At 43.6% G+C, this 21,686-nt stretch carries 19 protein-coding genes, 1 rRNA gene, 2 pseudogenes and 1 riboswitch; of the genes and pseudogenes, 4 read left to right on the forward strand and 18 right to left on the reverse strand.

Features of this window, described 5'->3' with window-relative positions:
* The first annotated feature begins 136 nt into the window (after positions 1-136).
* The 3 genes and pseudogenes from ACOT8F_RS18200 to ACOT8F_RS18210 all read left to right on the forward strand — a co-directional run bounded on the left by ACOT8F_RS18200 (position 137) and on the right by ACOT8F_RS18210 (position 2,178).
* Positions 137-1,033 (forward strand): sugar nucleotide-binding protein, encoded by an 897-nt coding sequence (locus ACOT8F_RS18200; protein ID WP_421653361.1) that lies wholly within the window; start codon positions 137-139, stop codon positions 1,031-1,033.
* Between the two features lie 15 nt (positions 1,034-1,048).
* Positions 1,049-1,465 (forward strand): annotated as a pseudogene (locus ACOT8F_RS18205) (NUDIX hydrolase); the annotation flags it as partial.
* Between the two features lie 216 nt (positions 1,466-1,681).
* Positions 1,682-2,178: pseudogene (locus ACOT8F_RS18210) on the forward strand (GNAT family N-acetyltransferase).
* A gap of 9 nt (positions 2,179-2,187) precedes the next feature.
* Here the strand turns inward: ACOT8F_RS18210 and ACOT8F_RS18215 are convergent.
* The 16 genes from ACOT8F_RS18215 to ACOT8F_RS18290 form a co-directional block, all read right to left on the reverse strand.
* The gene (locus tag ACOT8F_RS18215; protein ID WP_421653362.1) at positions 2,188-2,490 is read right to left on the reverse strand and encodes a hypothetical protein; all 303 of its coding nucleotides are present in this window, start codon (positions 2,488-2,490) and stop codon (positions 2,188-2,190) included.
* Between the two features lie 269 nt (positions 2,491-2,759).
* On the reverse strand, positions 2,760-3,905 hold the full coding sequence (locus ACOT8F_RS18220; protein ID WP_421653363.1) for a GNAT family N-acetyltransferase: 1,146 nt from the start codon (positions 3,903-3,905) through the stop codon (positions 2,760-2,762).
* 46 nt (positions 3,906-3,951) lie between these two features.
* Complete coding sequence (purD, locus tag ACOT8F_RS18225; protein WP_421653364.1) at positions 3,952-5,220, reverse strand: phosphoribosylamine--glycine ligase; 1,269 nt, start codon at positions 5,218-5,220, stop codon at positions 3,952-3,954.
* 379 nt (positions 5,221-5,599) lie between these two features.
* Positions 5,600-7,138 carry a bifunctional phosphoribosylaminoimidazolecarboxamide formyltransferase/IMP cyclohydrolase gene (purH, locus tag ACOT8F_RS18230; RefSeq protein WP_421653365.1) on the reverse strand — a complete coding sequence of 513 codons (1,539 nt, stop codon included), beginning with the start codon at positions 7,136-7,138 and terminating at the stop codon, positions 5,600-5,602.
* Positions 7,135-7,722: a phosphoribosylglycinamide formyltransferase gene (gene purN / locus ACOT8F_RS18235; protein ID WP_421653366.1), complete on the reverse strand. Its 588-nt coding sequence runs from the start codon at positions 7,720-7,722 to the stop codon at positions 7,135-7,137. Before purN ends, purH begins: the two co-directional genes overlap by 4 nt.
* Entirely contained in the window at positions 7,719-8,759 is a 1,041-nt protein-coding gene (gene purM, locus ACOT8F_RS18240) for a phosphoribosylformylglycinamidine cyclo-ligase (protein WP_421653367.1), read from the reverse strand. The genes purN and purM overlap by 4 nt, the downstream gene beginning before the upstream one ends.
* Positions 8,760-8,786: 27 nt before the next feature.
* Entirely contained in the window at positions 8,787-10,208 is a 1,422-nt protein-coding gene (gene purF, locus ACOT8F_RS18245) for an amidophosphoribosyltransferase (protein ID WP_421653368.1), read from the reverse strand.
* A complete protein-coding gene (purL, locus tag ACOT8F_RS18250) occupies positions 10,193-12,412 on the reverse strand; it encodes a phosphoribosylformylglycinamidine synthase subunit PurL (RefSeq protein WP_421653369.1) in 2,220 nt (739 codons plus the stop codon). Before purL ends, purF begins: the two co-directional genes overlap by 16 nt.
* Complete coding sequence (purQ, locus tag ACOT8F_RS18255; RefSeq protein ID WP_421653370.1) at positions 12,396-13,079, reverse strand: phosphoribosylformylglycinamidine synthase subunit PurQ; 684 nt, start codon at positions 13,077-13,079, stop codon at positions 12,396-12,398. The genes purL and purQ overlap by 17 nt, the downstream gene beginning before the upstream one ends.
* A complete protein-coding gene (gene purS / locus ACOT8F_RS18260) occupies positions 13,076-13,330 on the reverse strand; it encodes a phosphoribosylformylglycinamidine synthase subunit PurS (protein ID WP_421653371.1) in 255 nt (84 codons plus the stop codon). Before purS ends, purQ begins: the two co-directional genes overlap by 4 nt.
* Positions 13,323-14,042 (reverse strand): phosphoribosylaminoimidazolesuccinocarboxamide synthase, encoded by a 720-nt coding sequence (gene purC, locus ACOT8F_RS18265; RefSeq protein WP_421653372.1) that lies wholly within the window; start codon positions 14,040-14,042, stop codon positions 13,323-13,325. The genes purS and purC overlap by 8 nt, the downstream gene beginning before the upstream one ends.
* A gap of 79 nt (positions 14,043-14,121) precedes the next feature.
* Positions 14,122-15,420, reverse strand: coding sequence for an adenylosuccinate lyase (gene purB, locus ACOT8F_RS18270; protein ID WP_421653373.1), 1,299 nt, complete (start codon positions 15,418-15,420; stop codon positions 14,122-14,124).
* Between the two features lie 18 nt (positions 15,421-15,438).
* Positions 15,439-16,590, reverse strand: a complete 1,152-nt coding sequence (gene purK / locus ACOT8F_RS18275; protein ID WP_421653374.1) for a 5-(carboxyamino)imidazole ribonucleotide synthase — start codon at positions 16,588-16,590, stop codon at positions 15,439-15,441.
* Positions 16,550-17,038, reverse strand: a complete 489-nt coding sequence (purE, locus tag ACOT8F_RS18280) for a 5-(carboxyamino)imidazole ribonucleotide mutase (protein WP_421653375.1) — start codon at positions 17,036-17,038, stop codon at positions 16,550-16,552. The genes purK and purE overlap by 41 nt, the downstream gene beginning before the upstream one ends.
* A 128-nt stretch (positions 17,039-17,166) precedes the next feature.
* Positions 17,167-17,268, reverse strand: a riboswitch (purine riboswitch).
* A gap of 399 nt (positions 17,269-17,667) precedes the next feature.
* Positions 17,668-17,868, reverse strand: a complete 201-nt coding sequence (locus ACOT8F_RS18285; RefSeq protein ID WP_421653376.1) for an NETI motif-containing protein — start codon at positions 17,866-17,868, stop codon at positions 17,668-17,670.
* A 246-nt stretch (positions 17,869-18,114) separates the two neighbouring features.
* Complete coding sequence (locus ACOT8F_RS18290; RefSeq protein ID WP_421653377.1) at positions 18,115-19,317, reverse strand: CHAD domain-containing protein; 1,203 nt, start codon at positions 19,315-19,317, stop codon at positions 18,115-18,117.
* A gap of 174 nt (positions 19,318-19,491) precedes the next feature.
* Here ACOT8F_RS18290 and ACOT8F_RS18295 point away from each other — a divergent pair, with 174 nt between their 5' ends.
* Complete coding sequence (locus tag ACOT8F_RS18295; protein WP_421653378.1) at positions 19,492-20,577, forward strand: AI-2E family transporter; 1,086 nt, start codon at positions 19,492-19,494, stop codon at positions 20,575-20,577.
* Between the two features lie 331 nt (positions 20,578-20,908).
* Here the strand turns inward: ACOT8F_RS18295 and ACOT8F_RS18300 are convergent, their stop codons facing one another.
* Both ACOT8F_RS18300 and rrf read right to left on the reverse strand, forming a co-directional pair.
* The gene (locus tag ACOT8F_RS18300; RefSeq protein WP_421653379.1) at positions 20,909-21,271 is read right to left on the reverse strand and encodes a PH domain-containing protein; all 363 of its coding nucleotides are present in this window, start codon (positions 21,269-21,271) and stop codon (positions 20,909-20,911) included.
* Between the two features lie 154 nt (positions 21,272-21,425).
* Positions 21,426-21,541 (reverse strand): 5S ribosomal RNA (rrf, locus tag ACOT8F_RS18305).
* Positions 21,542-21,686: the final 145 nt, after the last annotated feature.

Genomic DNA, 21,686 nt, shown 5'->3' on the forward strand with positions numbered 1-21,686 from the left:
AAGGCTGTTCTCGCATAGAATGTTGCTAGTCGTAATTTCTTAGAACCCGCATAGAAACATACTTCGTGGCATCTTTTCTTAAAATTCGCAGCTGTATATTAGTCCGCGTTTATCTTATATTGATGAGAAAGCAACAATGTTCAAGAAAAGAGCCTTACTTAAACAGCCTTATCAAACGATTGGACGTGAAGTGGAAATGAAGGTCATCATTTTTGGTATTAGCGGAACCATAGGGCAGGCACTCGCCCAAACATTAACAAACAATAGCTATGACGTGTATGGTACCTATTTTCAGAACCAATTTGCTCATATACCTCCCGAAAAATTATCCAAGCTCTCCATCGATCAGCTTGAATCGCTTCAGAGCCTCCTGTCAAAAATTAGGCCTGATGCTGTCATCATGTGTTTAAGGGGTGATTTCCTCAAGCAACTGAAGTTTCATGTCCAGACATCACAATATATAAAAGAAAACGGCGGCAGAATGATTTTTTGCTCGACGTCCAATGTATTTGATGGCCTAACCGATCAGCCTCATTACGAGGATGATGAGCCAAAGGCTGACAGTGATTATGGGAAATTTAAGATTGAATGCGAAAAGACCATGACTGAAATTTTGGGGGATCGCTTGACGATTGTAAGAATTCCTGAGATTCTCGGTCACCGGACACCGCGGATAAATGCTTTGCTTGAAAGCATTGAAGATGGAAAAACCATTCAGGTTTATTCCAATGTGCATTCCACCAGAAATACAGACGTGATGCTATCAAGACAAATTGAATATTTGATATCACACTCTCATTCCGGCATTTTTCATTTAGGCACAAACAATATCATGATCCACTCCGAATTCATTAAAACACTCGTATCCAGATGGGGATATACAGACGTTTCCTATGAATCCTTAAAAGCAGAATCCTTTTCTGGAGACATTCCTGAGAAATACAATAATGCCCTTTTATCAAGGAAAAGACTCCCATCCTACTTACAGCTGAATCATGAGCAATTGATTGATTACTTAACTCAACAAGACTAAGAAATGGAGCCCAATATGGAAACAGAACTGATTACAAAAGTGGATGAAAACCGCCGTCCTCTTGGAACAGCTCCCAGAAGTGAAATACATGAAGAAGGACACTGGCATGAAACGTTTCATTGCTGGCTTGTCAGTAAAGAAAATGAAACAGATATGATCTATTTTCAGATCAGAAGCGAGGTTAAAAAGGATTTCCCGGGATTGCTTGATATTACTGCCGCCGGTCACATTTTAGCCCATGAAACAGTTCAGGACGGAATAAGAGAGGTTCAGGAAGAGTTAGGCATTGACGTTTCGATGGACGATCTGGAACCGCTTGGCGTAATAGAAAACAGCATCACCACAAAAGAAATCATTGACCGTGAGTGGTGTCACGTTTTTTTGTACCGGATGAATGAAACGGCAGATGAATTTAAGCTCCAAAAGGAAGAGGTTTCTGGAATACTAAAAGCGAATTTCAGTGACTTCTACAAGCTTTGGTTAGGACAAAAAGAAGAAATTCGTGCCATAGGCTTTCACAAAACCGAGCTCGGGAATAAAGTGGCGATCGACAAGCATATCAGCAAAAATGATTTTGTTCCGCATCAGCCTTCCTACTTAGAAAATGTTGTGAAATCCATTCAAGTGAAGCTTACTGGTGAACCTGTCATAAGAGAATTTTCTAAAGAAGATCAGTCCCGGGTAATCGATCTGATTCTTCCTATTCAGCAGGAGGAATACAACATTCCGATCACAAAGGAAGACCAGCCCGATTTGTTTGAGATTGAAACGTTTTATCAGACAGGCTCCGGCAATTTTTGGACCGCTCATTACGGCAATAAAGTCATTGGAACGATCAGTCTTTTGGATATAGGAAATCAGGAAGCGGCGTTAAGAAAGATGTTTGTGGCGAAGGAATTCCGCGGGCCGCACTACAAAACAGCGAGCCTGTTATTGCAGCATGCTCTTAACTGGGCAAAAGAAAAAACGATTAAAACTGTCTATTTAGGCACAACCCCTCAGTTCTTGGCTGCCCACCGGTTTTATGAAAAAAATGGATTCATTGCCATAAACGAAGAAGAACTCCCAGAAATTTTTTGATTCTACCTGTCGATAAAAAGTTTTATAAATATGCTGTAGAAGGGAAAGAAAAGTCACCCGAATGAGTGACTTTTCTATTTTTCCTCTGTAATGACGGTTGCATTGTAGATTACTACCCGCTTCCCATTCACATCAAATAAAACCTTGTTTCCGTACTCCGTATCCTGAATATCAATTTTGCCTGAGTACTCGCGGATCAGTTTCCCGTCACTGCTGTATATTTTGACAGAACGGTCCATTCCCCCAAGGTTATTTGATTTGAAATTCTTCATTGTCCGTTCCCCTGCAGCCGTATTGAAATACCAAATAACTGCGCCAATTATGAGGACTAATACGATGACTAACGTAATGATTCCTGCCTTTGCTGCTCTGCTCATTTTCGTGACACACCCCTCTGCAAGCTGTTTCATGTTAAAATATGGATAAAAAAGCGTGCCAGGTGGCTGCTTTTGAAGAAAGCATGTGGTTTTATCTATGACGCAATAGAGAACTTCATTCTTGCTCTTCACAGCCATACGGAGTTTCCTGTACGGATTTATCGTTGTCAGTCTGTCTGTTTTTTTTAACTCAAGGGAGTTTTTCCCGTCTTCTATTTTACTATATTAAGAGCTTAAAAAAGGACCAGAAAAGGTCCTTTTTCGATGGATTAAAAGAAATCATAAAAGAATGGCTTATTTCCAGGAAGACTATCCTCAAACCGCTTTATCTCTTCTTCATCTCCTGTGATCTCGCCAATTTCAGCAAGTGACGAAACAGTTTGATATCCGAACAGAATGGCAGCCAAAGAATTAATAGAAAGGTTGATTCCTTTTTCTTTCACAGGCTCTGTTTTGGCCGTTCCACCCTGCCTGATTAAGTAAGAACCAGTATTCCAAGGAGCATAGTCATCTGTTACGTTTAAAAGGATATCCTTTCCTTTAAACTCATATTCCTTTAAAAAGGCTTCAGCATCGACAATTCTCGCCATAAAATAAGGCCTTGTTTCCGCGGTGAACCTTGGATCCGGCAAGGCGTGGAAAAGAGGCTCGTGCTCATGCGTCACCATTTCAAGCTCTTTGATCATAGAATCATGCTGGCAAATAAAGTTCCAGAGGCCATGTCTTGCTTCTTCATTCAAAGGAACAAATTCGCTTACTGTCATTTTCCGGTCTTTCACTTGATAGAGTATGTATCCTTTTGGCTGGTTTTCCGCATTGTAATACACCGCAGTAAAGTTGTCGTTGTAAACCGATTGCTCCCACCATTCCCTGTCTCTGGCAAGCATGCCTGCAAACTTTTCAGCAAACACATCGTATAGAAGCTCAATCTCGCTGTGATGAGACTCTTTTGTATACCGTTTGACGGAGCCGGGTACTCGTTTTTGAATAGCGAGATCATCAGAAGTCAGTGTTGATTTCAGCCTGCGCGAAAAGAGCTCCCATCCATATTTACGGTAAAACGAGACCTTGAAAGGATGCAGCATGGAAAGCGTATAGCCCTCCTTTTTCATCTTTTCAAGCGTAAAGGTGAGCATGTCTTTTACAAGTCCTTTTCTTCTATACTCCGGATAGGTAGCAACTCCAGCGAGCCCGCCCATTTTCACTTTTTTTCCTGCAAAAAATACTTCCAGCGGCAGAAAATGAAGTTTTGCAGCAAGTTCATTTCCTTCTAAAATTCCGTACAATTCGTGATGCTTGTCCATCATCCTGAAGTTATCTTCCAATTTTTCTTCAGGCACCTTATATTGAAAAGCATATTCTGAAAGTCTTACGGCATCCAAATACCACTTTGAATCAAGCTGAATCACATTCATTTACAGCACCTCCTTCCGATGTTTTCGCCATGAATCGATCAAAATCCTACTTTTTTATTGCATTTAAGGCACGATGGCCGATATCACTGCGGTAAAAAGTGTCCGGAGATCCCAGCTTTCGAATGGAATCATATGCTTTTGCCTGTGCATCCTCAAGACTCTCACCCTCTGCTGTTACCGTCAGAACCCTTCCTCCGTTTGTAGCAAATTGTCCCTCTTGTCTTTTTGTACAGGAATGGAAAATAACCGCAGATTCTTCAGGCAGCTTCAGTTCTCCAAGATTTTTTCCCGTTTCATAACTTCCAGGATACCCCTTTGAAGCGAGCACAACTCCCACTGCTGCTTCATTCTTCCACTCAATCTCTTTATTTTCCTTATTCATAACAGCAAACAGCACGTCAATTAAATCAGACTTCATCCTTGGCAAAACAACCTGTGCTTCTGGATCTCCGAACCGCGCGTTAAATTCAATCACCTTTGGCCCTTCCTTTGTCAGCATAAGTCCTGCATACAAAACTCCTGAAAAGGCTGCGGCTTCGTCGATCATCGCCTGTGCCATCGGATTGAGAATGGTATGGACTGCCTGCTGAACAACTTCTTCAGGAATCTGGGGAACTGGTGAGTAGGCACCCATTCCGCCAGTGTTCGGCCCCTGATCTCCGTCAAACGCCCGTTTGTGATCCTGTGCAATCACCATCGGATAAACTTTTTCATCCTGCACAAAAGCCATCAACGAGAATTCTTCTCCCTCAAGAAATTCCTCGATTACGACAGAACTCCCAGCCTCGCCGAAGATTTTGTCTCCTAGAAAAAGCTGAATAGAGTCAAGAGCTTCTTCCTCCGTCATTGCCACAACGACACCTTTTCCCGCTGCAAGCCCGTCTGCTTTAATGACAATTGGCGCGCCCTGTAACTGAACATACTGTTTCGCTTCCTCCATGCTGTGAAACACTTCATACTTGGCAGTCGGTATGCTGTATTTTTTCATCAGGTCCTTGGCAAACTGTTTGCTGCCTTCAATTCTCGCAGCACTTTTAGAAGGACCGAAAATCGCCAGCCCCTCTTTTCGAAATTCATCCACAATGCCATTCATTAAAGGAACTTCAGGCCCGACAATGGTTAAGCCAATTTCTTCTGCCTTAGCAAAAGCTATGAGCTCCTGCGTCTGATTTTCCTCTAATTTGACAAGCTCCGCCACATCCGTCATCCCGTCGTTCCCAGGCGCTGCATAAACCTTTGTCACGCTTTTGCTTTCAGCGGCCTTCCATGCAATCGCATGCTCTCTGCCGCCCTTGCCGATCACGAGTATTTTCATTCTTACCGCTCCTTTATTTTGGATTTTTTTGATGGCTGGCCTTTCATAAAATAAGTGCTTGTGAATGTAAGAGCCGGTTACTTTTTTTATTTGAAGGCCTGTATACCTTGAGGCGCTTTTAAATTCTCTGTCAGCGCTCTTAAATCTCTGTGAAAGCTCATGAATTTTTCTGAGCGCTCTTAAATCTCCGTGTGGGCTCTTAAATCTTCGTGTGGGCTCTTAAATCTCCGTCAGCGCTCATAAAACAAAAAATCCACTCTAAATTCCCAGTCCACGCCTCAAAATCCAATCTCCGCACCACATCAGTCCTGTTTTTACCCCTTAAATCGATCCATATCTCCCAATTTCAAAAGAAAAATCGGCAAATGGCCGATTTTTCTTAATGCTTAAAGTGACGGACTCCAGTGAATACCATCGTGATGCCGTGTTCGTCTGCTGCTTTGATCGATTCTTCATCGCGGATGGAGCCGCCTGGCTGAATAATTGCCGTTACGCCTGCTTTTGCTGCTGCTTCTACGGTATCTCCCATTGGGAAGAAAGCGTCCGATCCCATTGCACTTCCTTCAGCATATTCGCCTGCCTGTTCAATCGCAATTTTGGCAGAGCCGACGCGGTTCATTTGGCCTGCGCCAACGCCGACCGTCCTTTCATCCTTCGCGAGCACAATCGCATTGGATTTCACATGCTTGACAACCTTCCAAGCGAGTTTCAGATCCTTCCACTCTTGTTCTGTCGGTTCTCTTTTCGTTGGAATGGATACAGCTGCATCTTCAAAGGAAAGGATGTCATCTTCCTGTACAAGCAGGCCTCCCCTGACTGAAGTGAGCTGTTTGGCGCCTTCAGCTGCTTTTCCTGCATCAACTGTAAGCAGGCGAATGTTCTTTTTCCCTTTTAGAATAGCGAGTGCTTCTTCAGAAAAACTCGGTGCAATGACGATCTCAAGGAAGATCTCGTGAAGTCTTTCTGCTGTTACCTTGTCTACTTCCCTGTTCAGCGCTACAATTCCGCCGAAGATGGAAACAGGATCCGCTTCATAGGCGCGCTGATACGCTTCAAAAATGGTTTCTCCTGTACCGACACCGCATGGATTCATATGCTTCACTGCTGCAGCTGCTGGTTTCTCAAACTCTCCGATAATCTGAAGGGCAGCATCCGCATCTTTAATATTGTTATAGGAAAGCTCTTTTCCGTGCAGCTGGATCGCATCTGTAATGGAACCTCCTTTTAAAACAGGAGCTTGATAGAATGCAGCCTGCTGATGAGGATTTTCCCCATAGCGGAGTGTCTGCTTTTTCTCAAACGTTACAGTCAGGGATTCAGGTGATTCTTCGCCAACCATTTCCGTTAAATAACCAGCAATCAGTGAATCATAGGCAGCTGTGTGGCGGAAAACCTTTGCGGCAAGCTTCCGTTTAAATTCAAGAGAAACCTCCTGATTTTCTTTTAACTGCCGAAGGATGGTTTCGTAGTCAGCCGGATCTGTCACAACGGTTACGTGCTCATGATTTTTAGCAGAAGCACGGAGCATCGCAGGTCCGCCGATATCGATGTTTTCAATCGCATCTTCAAAAGTAAAGTTTTCTTTAGAAATCGTCTCTTTAAAGGGATACAGGTTCACTGCCACAAGATCGATCGGCTGGATATGGTTTTCTGCCAGCTGCTCCATATGCTGATCATTAGATTTCACTGCAAGAATGCCTCCATGAATGGAAGGATGGAGCGTTTTGACACGGCCGTCTAGGATTTCAGGAAAACCGGTAACGTCTGATACACCGCTGACCTTTAAACCTTTCTCCTGAAGCAATTTTTTTGTGCCGCCTGTTGAAATGATTTCTACGCCAAGTTCAAGAAGTTTTTCTGCAAATTCTACGATATTTTCCTTATTTGATACGCTTATGAGTGCACGTTTAATTGTCATTTCGGAACCACCTTTATTTTGTCGTCAAGTAATTGCTGCAGAACATAAGGAAAAAAGCTGTGTTCTGTTTCATGAACCCGTTCAGTGAGACTTTCAAGTGTATCTGACTCTTTGATATCAATGGAAGTCTGGGCGATAATAGGCCCTGTGTCCATTCCTTCGTCAACAAAATGAATGGTAAGGCCTGTCAGTTTAACACCCGCTTCAAAAGCCTGCCCAATCGCATTTTTGCCTGGAAAAGAAGGCAAAATGGAAGGATGAAGGTTCACTATTCGATTCGGATAAGCTTTTAGCAGTGTCTCTCCGATCAGCCTCATGTAACCAGCAAGAAAAATCCACCCGATTTCCCTCTCCTTTAACTCTTCTAAAATCTCATTCTCAAAAGCTGCCTTGTTTTCGTAGTTTTTTGGGTTAAACGAAAAGGCAGGAATGCCTTCACGTCTCGCACGTTCGAGTACATAGGCATCCTCCCTGTCGCAAACAAGCAGTGCGATTTCTGCATAAAGCTTTCCTGCTTTTACGGCATTCACGATTGCCTGAAAATTAGAGCCGCTGCCTGAGGCAAAAATGGCTGCTTTTTTCATTCCAGGCTTCCTCCTCCAAAGCTTACACCCTGGCCTTCCTTCACGCGTCCGATGATAAACGCTTTTTCTCCATGTGCTTCAAGTATGCGGATCGCTCCCAGCATGCTTTCGTAAGGAACGGCGAGCACAAAGCCAATGCCCATATTGAAGACATTGAACATTTCCTCTTTATGAAGGGAACCCTTTTCTTCCAGCAGGTCAAAGATTGCTGGGATGGGCCATGAACCATAATCGATTTCAGCTCCGCAGCCCTCTGGAAGCATGCGCGGAATGTTTTCAATAAAACCTCCGCCTGTTATATGAGCCATGCCAGAAACCTTCACGTTCTTCAATACTTTCAGTACCGGTTTAACATAAATCCGTGTCGGATTCAAAAGCTCTTCGCCAAGTGACACTGTTAACGCGCCATATGTTTCGTTCACATCAAATCCCGCATCCTCAAGGAGCACCTTGCGGACAAGTGTGAACCCGTTACTGTGAAGGCCGTTTGATACAAGTCCGATCAGCATGTGTCCCGGCTTGATGGTCTCGCCTGTAATCAGTTCATCTTTCTCCGCTGCACCAACCGAAAATCCGGCAAGATCATATTCATTCTCATCATAAAGTCCAGGCATTTCAGCTGTTTCTCCGCCGATCAGAGCACACCCTGCTTCTTCGCACCCGTCTGCAACGCCTTTAACGATGGCTTCAATCTTAACTGGATCCGCTTTTCCAACAGCGATGTAATCAAGGAAAAATAGCGGCTCCGCTCCTTGAGCAAGGATATCGTTGACGCACATCGCAACCGCATCGATGCCGATCGTGTCATGGCGGTCCATCATGAACGCAAGCTTCAGCTTTGTTCCAACGCCGTCTGTACCGGATACAAGCACAGGCTTTTTATAATTTAGTGCTGATAGGTCAAATGTTCCTCCAAAGCCGCCCAGTACAGCAGCTGCACCTGTACGGGACGTTTTCAGCACATGTTTTTTCATTCTTTCAACCGCATCATATCCCGCTTCGATATCCACTCCGGCCTCTTTATAGGCTTTTGACATGCCATGTTCCTCCTTTTTTCAAGCAGCTTACAGCCGCACTTCCTTCTTATGGGGAAGAACGGTGTCTGAATAAATTTCAGTCGGATAATCCCCTGTAAAACAGGCCATGCATTGTCCTTTGTTCTCGCCCTCATACGGTCTGCCGATTCCTTTCACAAGACCCTCCTTGCTTAAAAACACGAGAGAATCGGCCCCGATCATTTCCCTGATTTCCTCAGGTGTGTGCGAGGACGCAATAAGCTCCTCATGTGTTGAGGTGTCTATTCCATAAAAACAAGGATGGCTGATTGGCGGGGAACTGATGCGTACATGGACTTCTTTAGCGCCTGCATCGCGAAGCATTTGCACGATCCTTCTGCTCGTTGTCCCTCTGACAATAGAATCATCCACCATGACCACTCTCTTGCCCTCCACAACTCCCCTGACAGGTGATAGTTTCATTTTAACACCCTGCTCCCGCAAGGACTGGGAAGGCTGGATAAATGTCCGGCCCACATAGCGGTTTTTGATCAAACCGAGTTCATAAGGGATGCCAGTCGCTTCAGCAAATCCGATCGCAGCAGAAATACTGGAGTCCGGGACGCCTGTTACAACATCTGCTTCAAGGGGAGCTTCTTTAGCAAGCATTTTCCCAAGGTTTTTTCTGGCTGTGTGAATGTTAATGCCATCAATGCTGCTGTCGGGACGGGAAAAATAAATGTATTCCATGCTGCACATCGCCCTGTTGCTCGATCTTGAAAAACGCTCTGACTGAAGGCCTTCATCATTGATGATCAAAAGCTCTCCCGGCTGCACATCACGCAAATATTCAGCACCGACAATATCAAGCGCGCACGTTTCAGACGCTACAACATAGGCGTCGCCAAGCATACCAAGGCAAAGCGGACGGAGACCGTGCGGATCAAGGGCCACCATCATTTCATTTTCCGTTAAAATAGCAAAAGCATAAGCCCCTTTTAACATGGAAAGGGCGTTTTTCACTTTTTCCTTCAGGCTGAAATAGCCGCTTCGCTTGATTAGATGTGCCAGCACCTCTGTATCAGAGGTCGTCTGGAAGATGCTCCCTTGGCTTTCCAGCTGATGCTTCAGATGAGTTGCATTCACAAGATTGCCGTTATGAGTCAAAGCAAGCCCGCCGCTTTCTGAGCGAAAAACGAGCGGCTGCACATTCTCATAGCCGCCTCCTCCTGCTGTTGCATAACGGACGTGTCCGATTGCTGCATGGCCATCAAGATCTTTCAGCTGTCCATTTTGGAAAACCTCCGTAATCAGACCGATGCCTTTATGGGCTAAAAGAGATTTCCCATCTGTCGATACGATGCCCGCTCCTTCCTGGCCTCTATGCTGAAGGCTGTGAAGGCCATAATAGGAAATCTTTGAAGCATCAGGATGGCCCCATATGCCAAATACACCGCATTCTTCATTTAATCCTTTTATTTCAGCAAGCATGGAATGGCTCCTTTCCAGATCCTTTTTAGCTCTTCTGTATCCGCTTGGATCAAGTGGCTGTTGTCCGTTCCCGTCACAATCAGCTTTCTGTCGCCTGTTACTTCCCCGATAAGCTCTGCCTTCACTTCTGCTTCGAACTTTTCCTGGTTTTCACGGGCAACAGAGACAATGTACCGTGATTGTGTTTCACTGAATAACGCTGTTACGGCATCACCGGAAAGCTTGATTCTTGCTCCAAGTCCGCTTTCTGTAAAAGTGCATTCAGCAATTGCTACTGCCGCGCCTCCTTCAGCAATATCATGAGCGGAAGCAATAAGTCCTTTTCTGATCGCTCGCGTGAGCTCATTCATCCGGTCTTTCTCAATTTGAAAATCCAGTTCAGGCGCTTTGCCGAAAATTCTTCCGTGTTTGAGCTTTTGAAGCTCGCTGCCGCCAAATTCAGGCTTCGCTTCCCCGATTAGGTAAATAAGATCCCCAGCTTTTTTAAAATGCTGGGTTGTAATATAGTCTGTATCTTCAATCAGACCGATCATTCCGACTACAGGCGTCGGATAAATGGCTGTTCCATTTGTTTCATTGTATAAAGAGACGTTTCCTCCGATAACAGGTGCACTAAAAGCAAGACAGGCTGCACTCATTCCTTCTACAGCCTTTTCAAGCTGCCAGAAGATCTCCGGGTTTTCCGGACTTCCAAAATTCAGGCAGTCTGTAATCGCAAGCGGAATTCCTCCAGAGCAGACAATGTTTCTTGCTGCTTCCGCAACGGCAATTTTTCCGCCCGTTTCAGGATCAAGGTAAATATAGCGGGAGTTGCAATCTGTCGTCATCGCAAGCGCCTTTTTTGTTCCTCTGATGCGGAGGACGGCTGCATCAGAGCCCGGTGCCACAACTGTATTGGTTCTGACCATATAGTCATACTGGTTATACACCCATTCTTTGCTTGCGATTGTCGGCTGCTGAAGAAGTTCCTTTAAGGTTATCTGCATATCATCTACAAAAGGTTTTTCTGCTTCCATTTGCTGAAATTCCTTATAATAAACAGGCTCTGTCGAAGGCTTTTGGTAAACAGGAGCGTCTTCAGCAAGGGCATCCACGGGAATTTCCGCAGCTATTTCCCCTTTATGCCAAACGCGCAATGTCTGGTCATTTGTGACAACACCAATTGCTTTTGCTTCCAAATCATACTTTTCAAAAATGCGGACAATTTCATCCTCTCTTCCTTTTTCAATGACAAGAAGCATCCGCTCCTGGGACTCTGACAGCATCATTTCATATGGTGTCATGCCTGTTTCCCGCTGCGGAACAAGATCTAGATTCATATCAATTCCTGATCCTGCCTTGCTCGCCATTTCAGCGGCAGAGCTAGTAAGCCCGGCAGCCCCCATATCCTGGATGCCGACAAGCGCATCACACTGGATCGCTTCAAGACAAGCCTCCAACAGCAGCTTTTCCATAAATGGATCGCCGACCTGTACAGCTGGACGTTTTTCATCAGACTGGTCATTCAATTCCTCTGATGCAAAAGTGGCGCCGTGAATGCCGTCACGTCCTGTTTTCGCACCGGCATACATGACGGTATTTCCGATTCCCTTTGCCTGCCCCTTTTTAATATCCTCATGGTTAATCAGGCCGACACACATCGCGTTAACTAGCGGATTTCCTTCATAGGTAGGGTCAAACTGGATCTCTCCCCCAACCGTTGGAATGCCGATACAGTTTCCGTAGCCTGCGATGCCTGCCACTACTTCTTCAAACAAGTAATTCACTCTTTTGGATCCAAGCTCACCGAATCGTAAAGAGTTTAATAGAGCAATAGGACGTGCGCCCATAGAAAACACATCACGGATAATTCCGCCAACACCAGTAGCAGCTCCCTGATAAGGCTCAATCGCTGAAGGGTGGTTATGGCTCTCAATTTTGAAAACGACCGCCTGGCCGTCCCCTATATCGACGATACCCGCGCCTTCACCCGGACCCTGCAGCACTTTCTCTCCTGTCACAGGGAACTTCCGAAGAACCGGCTTCGAGTTTTTGTAGCTGCAATGCTCAGACCACATCACAGAAAAAATACCGGTTTCCGTGTAGTTGGGTGTTCTTCCAAGAATGCTTTCAATCATTGAAAACTCGTCTTGACTGATACCCATTTGCTGATAGAGTTTTTCTGTTTTAATTTGCTCCTGACCTGGCTCAAGAAGTAGTGACATAGGTTTCCCTCCAGTTATTCACAATCGATTGAAATAGCTTTAAGCCATCCGCGCTTCCAAGAAGAGCATCAACTGCCCGTTCAGGATGCGGCATCATGCCGAGTACATTTCCTTTTTCATTCGTGATTCCCGCAATGTTCTGCAAGCTGCCATTTGGATTGTTATTGTAGGTGAAGGCAATTTGTTTTTTTTCAATCAAACGTTCAAGTGTTCGTTCATCGCAATAATAATTTCCTTCCCCATGGGCAATTGGGATCTGGATCGTTTCCCTTTTTTCATAGGCTGAAGTAAACAGTGTGTCTGCATTTTCAACTGTCAGTTCGGAGGAACTGCATGTAAACTTCAGTGCTTCGTTCCGTTTCATCGCGCCGGGAAGAAGGCCTGCCTCGAGCAGAATTTGAAAGCCATTACAAATACCAAGGACTGGAACTCCTCTGCCTGCAGCCTTTGTTACTTCTGTCATCACGTTTGAGAACCGTGCAATGGAGCCTGAGCGAAGGTAATCTCCATAAGAAAATCCTCCAGGAAGAAGAATTGCATCAAATCCGCTTAAATCATCTGTATCGTGCCATACGTACTCAGCTTCCTCTCCAAGCTCATCCTTTATCGCATGATACATGTCCACATCACAGTTGGATCCTGGAAAAACAATGACAGCAAATTTCACTGAGCAACAACCTCCTCCACTTCAAATCGGTAATCCTCAATGACTGTATTCGCAAGCAGTTTTCTGCACATTTCTTCGACTGTCTCATCAAGAGGCCTGTCGCTTTTTTTAACTGTTAACTCAATAAACTTTCCTAGCCTGACATCCTCCACTTCCCCGTATCCCATGCTGTGAAGTGCGTGATTTACTGCTTTCCCTTGCGGATCCAGGATGCTTTCTCTAAGAGTTACATAAACCTTTACTTTATACATTCCGCTTGCCTCCCAATCGATTTAAGATTTCTTTATAAGCATCTGTTAAGCTTCCGAGATTTCTCCGGAACACATCTTTATCAAATTTTTCATTGCTTTTTAAATCCCACAAACGGCATGTATCTGGCGAAATTTCGTCAGCCAGCAGAAGTTCTCCCTTGTTTGTCAGGCCAAATTCAAGCTTGAAATCAACTAGACGAATTCCGAGTTGTTTAAAATGATTAAGAAGTACTTCGTTAATGGCAAGGGCTGCTTTTTTCATTTCTTCAACCTGTTCTTCGCTTGCTGCTTTTAAAAATGCAATATGTGCGTCATTAATAAGGGGATCTCCGAGAGCATCATCCTTGTAATAAAACTCAATGATCGGCTGGGGTGCTAAGGTACCTTCTTCTATACCGAGGCGTTTTGCAAGGCTTCCTGCAACAAGGTTTCTTACAACAACCTCAAGAGGCACAATGGTTACTTTTTTCACAAGCTGCTCTGTCTCTGAAAGCCTTTTGATAAAGTGACTCTCGATTCCTTTTTCCTTCAGCACCGTGAAGAGCATAGAAGAGATTTCGTTGTTCAGGCGTCCTTTTCCGCTAATCTCTGCCTTTTTTTCTCCATTAAATGCTGTTGCTGAATCTTTATACGATACAAGAAGTTCATCAAGTTTCTCTGTTGCGAAAATTCGTTTCGCTTTTCCTTCGTACAGCAGCTGGCCTTTTTCCACTTTTACAGCCCCTTTATTCGGAATATTGGGAATTATCAAATGATAAGAGAACCTTGCAAGCTCTCTTATTTTAAAAATATCAGTTGTGCAGCCCTAATTTATCAAAAATGGTATCCACCATTTTCAAATGATAGTGGTAATCAAAGCAGTCATCGATGACTTCCTCTGAAAGCTTTGAAGTAATGACATCGTCTGCTTCGATTAAGCTTCGAAATGGCGTTTCCGTTTCCCAGGCTTTCATTGCCTTCGGCTGAACAAGGTCATACGCAGCTTCTCTTGACATCCCTTTGTCAATCAGAGCAAGCAGGACACGCTGGGAATAAATCAGCCCTAACGTACGGCCCATATTGCGCTTCATGTTCTCAGGGAACACGGTCAGGTTTTTCACAATGCTGCCGAATCGGTTCAGCATATAATTCAAGGCGATTGTAGCATCAGGCAGAATAATCCGTTCTGCAGAAGAATGGGAAATATCGCGTTCATGCCAAAGCGGCACATTTTCATAAGCTGTCATCATGTATCCTCTGATCACGCGGGCAAGACCTGTCATATTTTCAGAGCCGATCGGATTCCGTTTATGCGGCATAGCAGATGAACCTTTTTGACCTTTTGCGAAAAACTCCTCCACTTCGCGTGTTTCACTTTTCTGAAGACCGCGGATTTCTACCGCAAACTTTTCAATGGAGGTAGCGATCAAGGCAAGTGTTGACATGTAATCCGCATGACGGTCGCGCTGCAGTGTCTGTGTTGAAATCGGTGCAGCTGTCAGGCCCAGTTTTTTGCATACATACTGCTCCACAAAAGGATCAATATTGGCATATGTTCCAACAGCACCGGAGATTTTTCCGAACTCAATCCCGTTTGCTGCATTCTCAAAGCGCTCCAGATTCCGCTTCATTTCCTCATACCAAAGAGCAAGCTTTAAACCAAAAGTAGTCGGCTCGGCATGAACTCCATGAGTACGGCCCATCATTACTGTATTTTTATGCTCAATCGCTTTATTTTTCAAAATGCCGATGAATCGCTTCAAATCCTCACGCAGGATCTCGTTGGCCTGCTTTAAGAGATAGGACAAGGCTGTATCCACAACGTCTGTAGAGGTTAATCCGTAATGCACCCATTTTTTCTCTTCTCCAAGTGTTTCAGAAACTGCCCTTGTAAAGGCTACTACGTCATGCCTTGTCTCTTCTTCAATCTCTTTAATTCTGTCTGCATCAAATGAAGCTTTTTCTCTTAAAACACGGGCATCCTCTTTTGGAATGACACCAAGCTCTGCCCATGCCTCACAGGCTAAAATTTCTACCTCAAGCCACGCATTGAAGCGGTTTTCCTCCGTCCAGATGGCACCCATTTCAGGTCTTGTATAGCGTTCGATCATCTCAAATCCTCCGTTCTTTTATCGGCCCCACCGTTTATTTATTTCTTCTATACTCTTTTCAATGAAGTCCGTTTTAACGTTAACATGCCCCATTTTCCGCTTGGGCCTGCTTTCGCTTTTACCGTACAAGTATAACGCAGCTTCATTTAAAAACGAAAGATCTTTTAAAATATCGTCGAGATGTTCGCCTAATACGTTCACCATTAGTCCGTTTTGAAGTAATTTTGTGCTTCCTAATGGCAAATCGCATATCGCTCTGACATGCTGTTCAAATTGAGAGGTCTCACAAAGGTTCATAGTATAATGTCCGGAATTATGCGGCCTCGGGGCCAGCTCATTGATATATATTTCTTCTGGACCGGCTATAAACATTTCAACGGCAAGAGTACCTGTAAGTCCAAGCTTCTCAGCCAGATTCAAAGCCATCTCTTCCGCCAGCTTCTCTGTCTCTTTCTTTACTCTTGCTGGAACGATGCTCTGATAAAGAATGTTCTCTACATGAATGTTTTCAGCAGCAGGGAATGCTTTCACTTCTCCAGAGACGCTTCTCGTCACAATGACAGACAGTTCCTGCTCAAAGGGGATCAGCTGTTCCAGGATGCACTTTCCATAATCAAGGAGAGTGGAGGCTGAAGGAAGATCTTCCTCACTCCTTAAAACAGCCTGTCCTTTCCCGTCATATCCGCCTCTGCAGGTCTTCAGCACTGCAGGCAGCCCAATTTCACGGACAGCTCCTTCCAGTTCATCTTTATCCGAAAGAATGACGTAGGGAGCAACAATGCATCCCGCTTCCCTAATTGCTGCCTTTTCCGTTTCTCTGTCCTGTGTCAAAGCAAGAAGCCTGCTTCCTTGAGGCAAATAAGCATTTTCTTCAAGCAAGCTTAGAGTATTGTAATCAATGTTCTCAAACTCGAACGTTAGGACATCGCTGATTTCAGCCAGTTTTTTAATCGCATCTAAATCATCAAAGGCAGCCGTAATCTCAATATCCGCCACTTGCCCGCACGGTGATTCCGGAGTCGGATCAAGAACAGCAATCCGGTAACCCATATTTCTCGCGTCAAGGGCCATCATTCTGCCAAGCTGTCCGCCTCCGATGATCCCGATTGTCTGCCCTGGTAAAATGCGTTTAGACAAGGCTCTCACTGCTTTCCAGCACAGCCTGCTCAAGCTTTGTTCTTCTTTCACTGAGCCTTTTGGCAAGTTCAGAATCAGTGATAGAAAGGATTTGCGCGGCTAAGAGCCCGGCATTGACTGCTCCTGCTTTTCCAATCGCAACTGTTGCAACTGGAACCCCTCCTGGCATTTGAACGATAGAGAGCAGTGAATCCAGTCCATTTAGTGCTTTTGACTGAACAGGAACCCCGATAACCGGAAGCGTCGTCTTGCTCGCTACCATCCCAGGGAGATGGGCAGCTCCGCCAGCACCGGCAATCAAAACCTTAAATCCTCTTTCTCTAGCCTGTTCGGCATATTGAAACATGTAATCTGGTGTTCTGTGAGCCGAAACAACCTTCTTTTCATAAGAAACGGACAGTTCATCAAGCACCTCGCACGTATGCTTCATCGTTTCCCAATCAGAAGTGCTTCCCATAATGACTGCTGCATCTGCGCTCATTCGCCAATCCCTCCCCAAAGGTAACTTGCAATCTATGATTAACTAAAATTCCAAAGAATTAAAAAATGCCAGGCCTGTATTGCGAGAGAAAGCAATACAAACCCGGCATAGACTGGTCCTCTAAGCTGGTTCAACGTACTTTCTCTCATAGTCCGGTCATTTACGGTAACCAGGTAGAAACTTTCGGGCCATATCCCCAAATTTATATGAGAGTTTTTCGATTTATTCTGTCTCCATCATAGCAGGTTTCTTAACAGAGTGTCAACCATAAAGCGAACAATATATCGTTCTAATTAACGAATGTTCGCCTTTTGGGTAACTTACTTCCAAGAATATTGGATAATGATCTAAGCAAAAAATTCCAGTCTTTTCCAAAAAATTGGTTGCTCATGACCCTATATTTAGGTCTCGAAACCATTGGCAGGGCAAAAGATGCCCCGATGCTTGTCTAAATGCGTGAAAAAAGCATGTACGAAAAACAACAATCTCTGCGAAAACAGCCATTATTATAAACTGTGAAATAAATGGGGCAAAATTCAAAAGAATCGGACTAACTAAGTGTTCAGCCTTGGAAGAATCATGTGTCATTTATAAATTGAACAATATATCGTCCTGATTAAAAAAATGTCTTAAGACAGCCTGCCTTCGAACACAATTTGTCTGCCGGCTGGAACTATTTCAATACCATTAGCACTTTTAATTTCTTTAAAAATCGGCTCTTCCATCCTTCTTACTGGAAAATAGCCCTCTTCCTTCATGCGATCAAGGCAGTCATTAATGGTTTCATTTTCCAATAATTCGAATTTTTTTCTATTCGGCGTGCTTGTCATTTGCTGCTCCTTTGATGATTTCTTCTTTAAGTCCAGTTTATCATATATTTTTAAGAGAGATTAATTCCTTTTAAAATGAAGCAGTGAAGGGAAATTTGCAAATTCCTGCTTATTAAGCAGGATTCCCCTAATCATTGTTTTTTCTGCACCTGTATATGAAATATTTTAAAAATGGGATGCCGCTATTTTCAATATCCTGGTTATAATATTACATTTACCAAAAAAGAGAGCAATCCGCTCTCCCCCTTACGCTTCCTTAAAATCAACATTCTTCACAAGCACAGCTAACTCATCGTTCAACTGCTCTTTTACTCTCTGAATATCCTTTTTTGAGGATTTTAGCTTCTTTTGATGCTTGCCGATTTCCTCAAGCCAAGTTTTTATGTCATTTATCTCTCCAAATTGCTTTTGGAACGTTTTATAAAAGTCCGCTCGTTCTTTATAGCTGCCTTCTTCTATTCTATTTACATACTGGTAAATATATCGGAGCCCTTTTGCTCTGATTCTGACCTGGTGTAAAGCGTCCATCCCTTTGCCGGAAATTTCGCCATGCGCCTTCGCAGTTCTACTGTAAAGACCAACTTCTTCCTGAAAAGCTTTTTCATAGTGAGAGAGGCGGCTGTTTACTTCAAGAGGAAGCACAAAACCTGACAATTCATCTTCTATAAAGTGCGTCCATCTTTTTTTAAACTCATCATTAATAATAGATGACAGCTTGTCTTCCAGCTTTTTCTTTGACTTGCCGCCAGATTTCTCAGCCATCTCAAGATAAACCCCAGCAATCCCTTCATCCTCTTCCTGCTCTGCTCTTTTATGAAAAGCTTCCGCAAGAACCTCCTGATCTCTAACTTTCCCAAGCTTCTCATGAGCAGCTCTTATCGACTCCACAAGAAAATGCTCCTTCTGAACACCTATGAACTCCATCAGGCTTTGAAGTTTTCTTCCTGTCGTCCTTGCGTGGTGAACGGCTTCCCGGTCATCCTCATCTTTCAAAGCATGTGAACAATTCGAAAGATATTTTTTCATTAAATCACTGAGCAGTGCCTTCCAGCGCTCTTTTATCACTTCATTACCGTCATGAAGACAATCTTCACATAAGTAGAATTCCTTAATATTCAAAAGAGAACGAGCTGATCCGCAAATCTGGCATCTTCGTGCAGGCTCAAGAAGGAGCAATGTGTCCTCTTCGGCAATGATTTCCAGCTGCTTCGTTTTTCCCCATCCTAACTGTTTTCTGATCGCTGATGAGAGTAGAAGTCTACCTTCGTCATCAAGCTTCCTCCTGCTTCGTTTAGCAGCTTGTGATTTTGCAGCGCAAACGGCTATACCCTTTTTGTCCTCCAGAAAATGAATGGCCAGCGGCTTTCCTTCCAGTCCCAGTGATTCTCTTAATTCTTTAGGGACAACAATTCTTCCTGTTTCATCGGTTTGTCTGACTACTATGTTCATTTTGTTTCCCCTCGCATCCGGTTATTTCTATCTGTTTCCCTTATTTAAACAGGATTAACATCTAAAAGCTATAGGAAAAATACTTCTCTTCCAAATAACGCTAGTTTCAAATTGTGGAAAAGCAGGAATGATAGAGGAATAGGGATCTTTACTAACTAAAAGGAGGAGCATTCATTGTGGATTAATAAGCCTTACTTTAAATACGCAACAGGATTCATCCTTGCTCTTATCATCATTTTTCTTCTGGGTAAAATCGATTATTTCTTATTGCCCTTTCAAAAATTTATTGCCACTCTGTTTTTCCCTGTATTGATTGCAGGTTTTCTTTATTACATATTTAGACCAGTTGTGTCCCTTTTATCTAAAAAGCTGCCAAAGACAATAAGTATTCTTATTGTCCTCGGTACCGTTTTCGGCTTGATTGCACTAGCCATTTACATAACTGGTCCTATGATTGCCGGGCAGATTCAAAATTTGACGAAACAGTTCCCGGAAAAATTTGGTCAGCTTTCCTCTCAATCAATGAAGATGCTAAACGCCAACCAGTTCTTTGGCTCAGGCGGAAATATAAAAGAGAAAGCAATGGGATACATAAGCGTCATTTCGCAGAAGCTTGCGGGCAATATGTTTAATGTCATCTCCACTGTTGCAAGTATTGCTACTGTTCTAGTTGTCGTTCCCTTTATTCTTTTCTATTTCCTCAAGGATGATCATAAACTAAGACCATTTTTAATGAGGTTTCTTCCTGAAGAACATGAGGCTGAAGGAAACAGAATATTAGTAGATGTAGACAAGACTCTATCTGCTTATATTATCGGACAGTTTATCGTTGCCTGTGTCGACGGTGTCCTGATGTATATTGGGTATTTGATCATTGGCCTTGATTCCGCACTGATTCTCGCCGTCTTTGCAACGTTCTTAACTGTTGTCCCATTTCTCGGTCCTTTTATCGGTATACTTCCAGCACTCTTCATTGCCTTTCAGCAGAGCCCGATTATGGCTCTGAAAGTGTTGATTGTTCTCGTTGCAGTGCAGCAGATCGAAGGAAACCTTGTTTCCCCGCATGTAATGGGAAAAAGGCTGAATGTCCACCCGCTGACTATCCTGCTATTGCTGCTTGTTGCAGGATCACTTTACGGATTCATTGGAATTTTGGTTGCAATTCCTTTCTATTCCGCTTTAAAAACAGTAGTACAGAACTTTTTCTTATTCTTTAAACTAAGAAACCGTAGGCAGCGGGAAGAAAAACATCATTTGTAAAAAAAGCTGACAGGCACTTATGCTTGTCAGCTTCTTTTTTTGATTTTATTGACTTAGAGACCTATTTTGCTGCTTTCGGGGACGTTTTTATGTTTTAAATATCTGGTTTTCTTTTAATGACGGCCTTTTATAAAATTCTGCACTTAAAAGTAGGCATTTTTCCTTGAACGAATCAGCAACAATATTCCTGCTTATTCTCCGAAATCGGGTGTTTACTGTCCAAAAGGGGCCTTCTACTGGCCGAACCACTCTCTTAACAAGCAGAATTCACATTCTACTGTCCAAACACCTCAAACAGAGGTTATGATAGTATGATAAAAAAGAGAACTTCTTACTGGAAGCTCCCTTTTACACTATATTCTTTCACGGCCTCCATGAAAGTATCTGCATCATTTTCTTTTACATGCAAAAATTTATACCATTCACTGTCATAGGCAAAAACCATTTTAGAGCCGAAAAGTTCTTTTTTAAATTTAATAGAGTGAATCCGTTCATATTGATATTCATTTACGATTTCATTTCCTTTGCCCATAAACCCCTCCGCATAGAATAGAACCCGTTTATTCGTAGCAGTCAATACTCCAGGCCATGGAACAATTCGGTAGATAAAGATTTCTAACGAACAATGGAAAGATGCTAAAACGATTTCTCCATGATCAAGCATGTCTTCTATTTTATTCCTAATCTCATTCATCTGACCTTCCCCCTTGTCCCTTCCATTTTACTAAGAAGCAATCCAAACTTACAATATTTAGAAAAAAAGATCTGCATCGGTTAATATAAAGAAACGCGTTAACAAAAATCACACAAAAAAAGAACAGCTGATTTGATCAGCTGTTCTTTCGGGTGCCCGGCAATGTCCTACTCTCACAGGGGGAAACCCCCAACTACCATCGGCGCTGAAGAGCTTAACTTCCGTGTTCGGTATGGGAACGGGTGTGGCCTCTTCGCCATCATTACCAGACAAGTTGTAAGAGATTGCTCTCTCAAAACCAGATAACACAGTCACAAGTTTCACAGGAGAACACTTCCGTGTTCCTTCTTTTGGGTATCACATTAGGTTAAGTCCTCGATCGATTAGTATCCGTCAGCTCCACGTGTCACCACGC

It is taken from the genome of Chryseobacillus diguaensis (assembly GCF_049220665.1).
GTDB lineage: Bacteria > Bacillota > Bacilli > Bacillales > Bacillaceae > Metabacillus_B.

Coding starts and splice junctions, on each gene's coding strand:
- purE (WP_421653375.1), bottom strand. CDS start 17,038: ATGAGCGCAGATGCAGCAGTCATTATGGGAAGCACTTCTGATTGGGAA.
- ACOT8F_RS18200 (WP_421653361.1), top strand. CDS start 137: ATGTTCAAGAAAAGAGCCTTACTTAAACAGCCTTATCAAACGATTGGA.
- ACOT8F_RS18300 (WP_421653379.1), bottom strand. CDS start 21,271: ATGAATGAGATTAGGAATAAAATAGAAGACATGCTTGATCATGGAGAA.
- purN (WP_421653366.1), bottom strand. CDS start 7,722: ATGAAAAAAGCAGCCATTTTTGCCTCAGGCAGCGGCTCTAATTTTCAG.
- purH (WP_421653365.1), bottom strand. CDS start 7,138: ATGACAATTAAACGTGCACTCATAAGCGTATCAAATAAGGAAAATATC.
- purB (WP_421653373.1), bottom strand. CDS start 15,420: ATGATCGAACGCTATACAAGACCTGAAATGGGTGCCATCTGGACGGAG.
- purS (WP_421653371.1), bottom strand. CDS start 13,330: ATGTATAAAGTAAAGGTTTATGTAACTCTTAGAGAAAGCATCCTGGAT.
- purD (WP_421653364.1), bottom strand. CDS start 5,220: ATGAAAATACTCGTGATCGGCAAGGGCGGCAGAGAGCATGCGATTGCA.
- ACOT8F_RS18215 (WP_421653362.1), bottom strand. CDS start 2,490: ATGAGCAGAGCAGCAAAGGCAGGAATCATTACGTTAGTCATCGTATTA.
- ACOT8F_RS18290 (WP_421653377.1), bottom strand. CDS start 19,317: ATGAACATAGTAGTCAGACAAACCGATGAAACAGGAAGAATTGTTGTC.
- purF (WP_421653368.1), bottom strand. CDS start 10,208: ATGCTTGCTGAAATAAAAGGATTAAATGAAGAATGCGGTGTATTTGGC.
- ACOT8F_RS18285 (WP_421653376.1), bottom strand. CDS start 17,868: ATGACAAGCACGCCGAATAGAAAAAAATTCGAATTATTGGAAAATGAA.
- purM (WP_421653367.1), bottom strand. CDS start 8,759: ATGTCAAAAGCCTATAAAGAGGCCGGAGTGGATATCGAAGCGGGATAT.
- ACOT8F_RS18220 (WP_421653363.1), bottom strand. CDS start 3,905: ATGAATGTGATTCAGCTTGATTCAAAGTGGTATTTGGATGCCGTAAGA.
- purL (WP_421653369.1), bottom strand. CDS start 12,412: ATGTCACTACTTCTTGAGCCAGGTCAGGAGCAAATTAAAACAGAAAAA.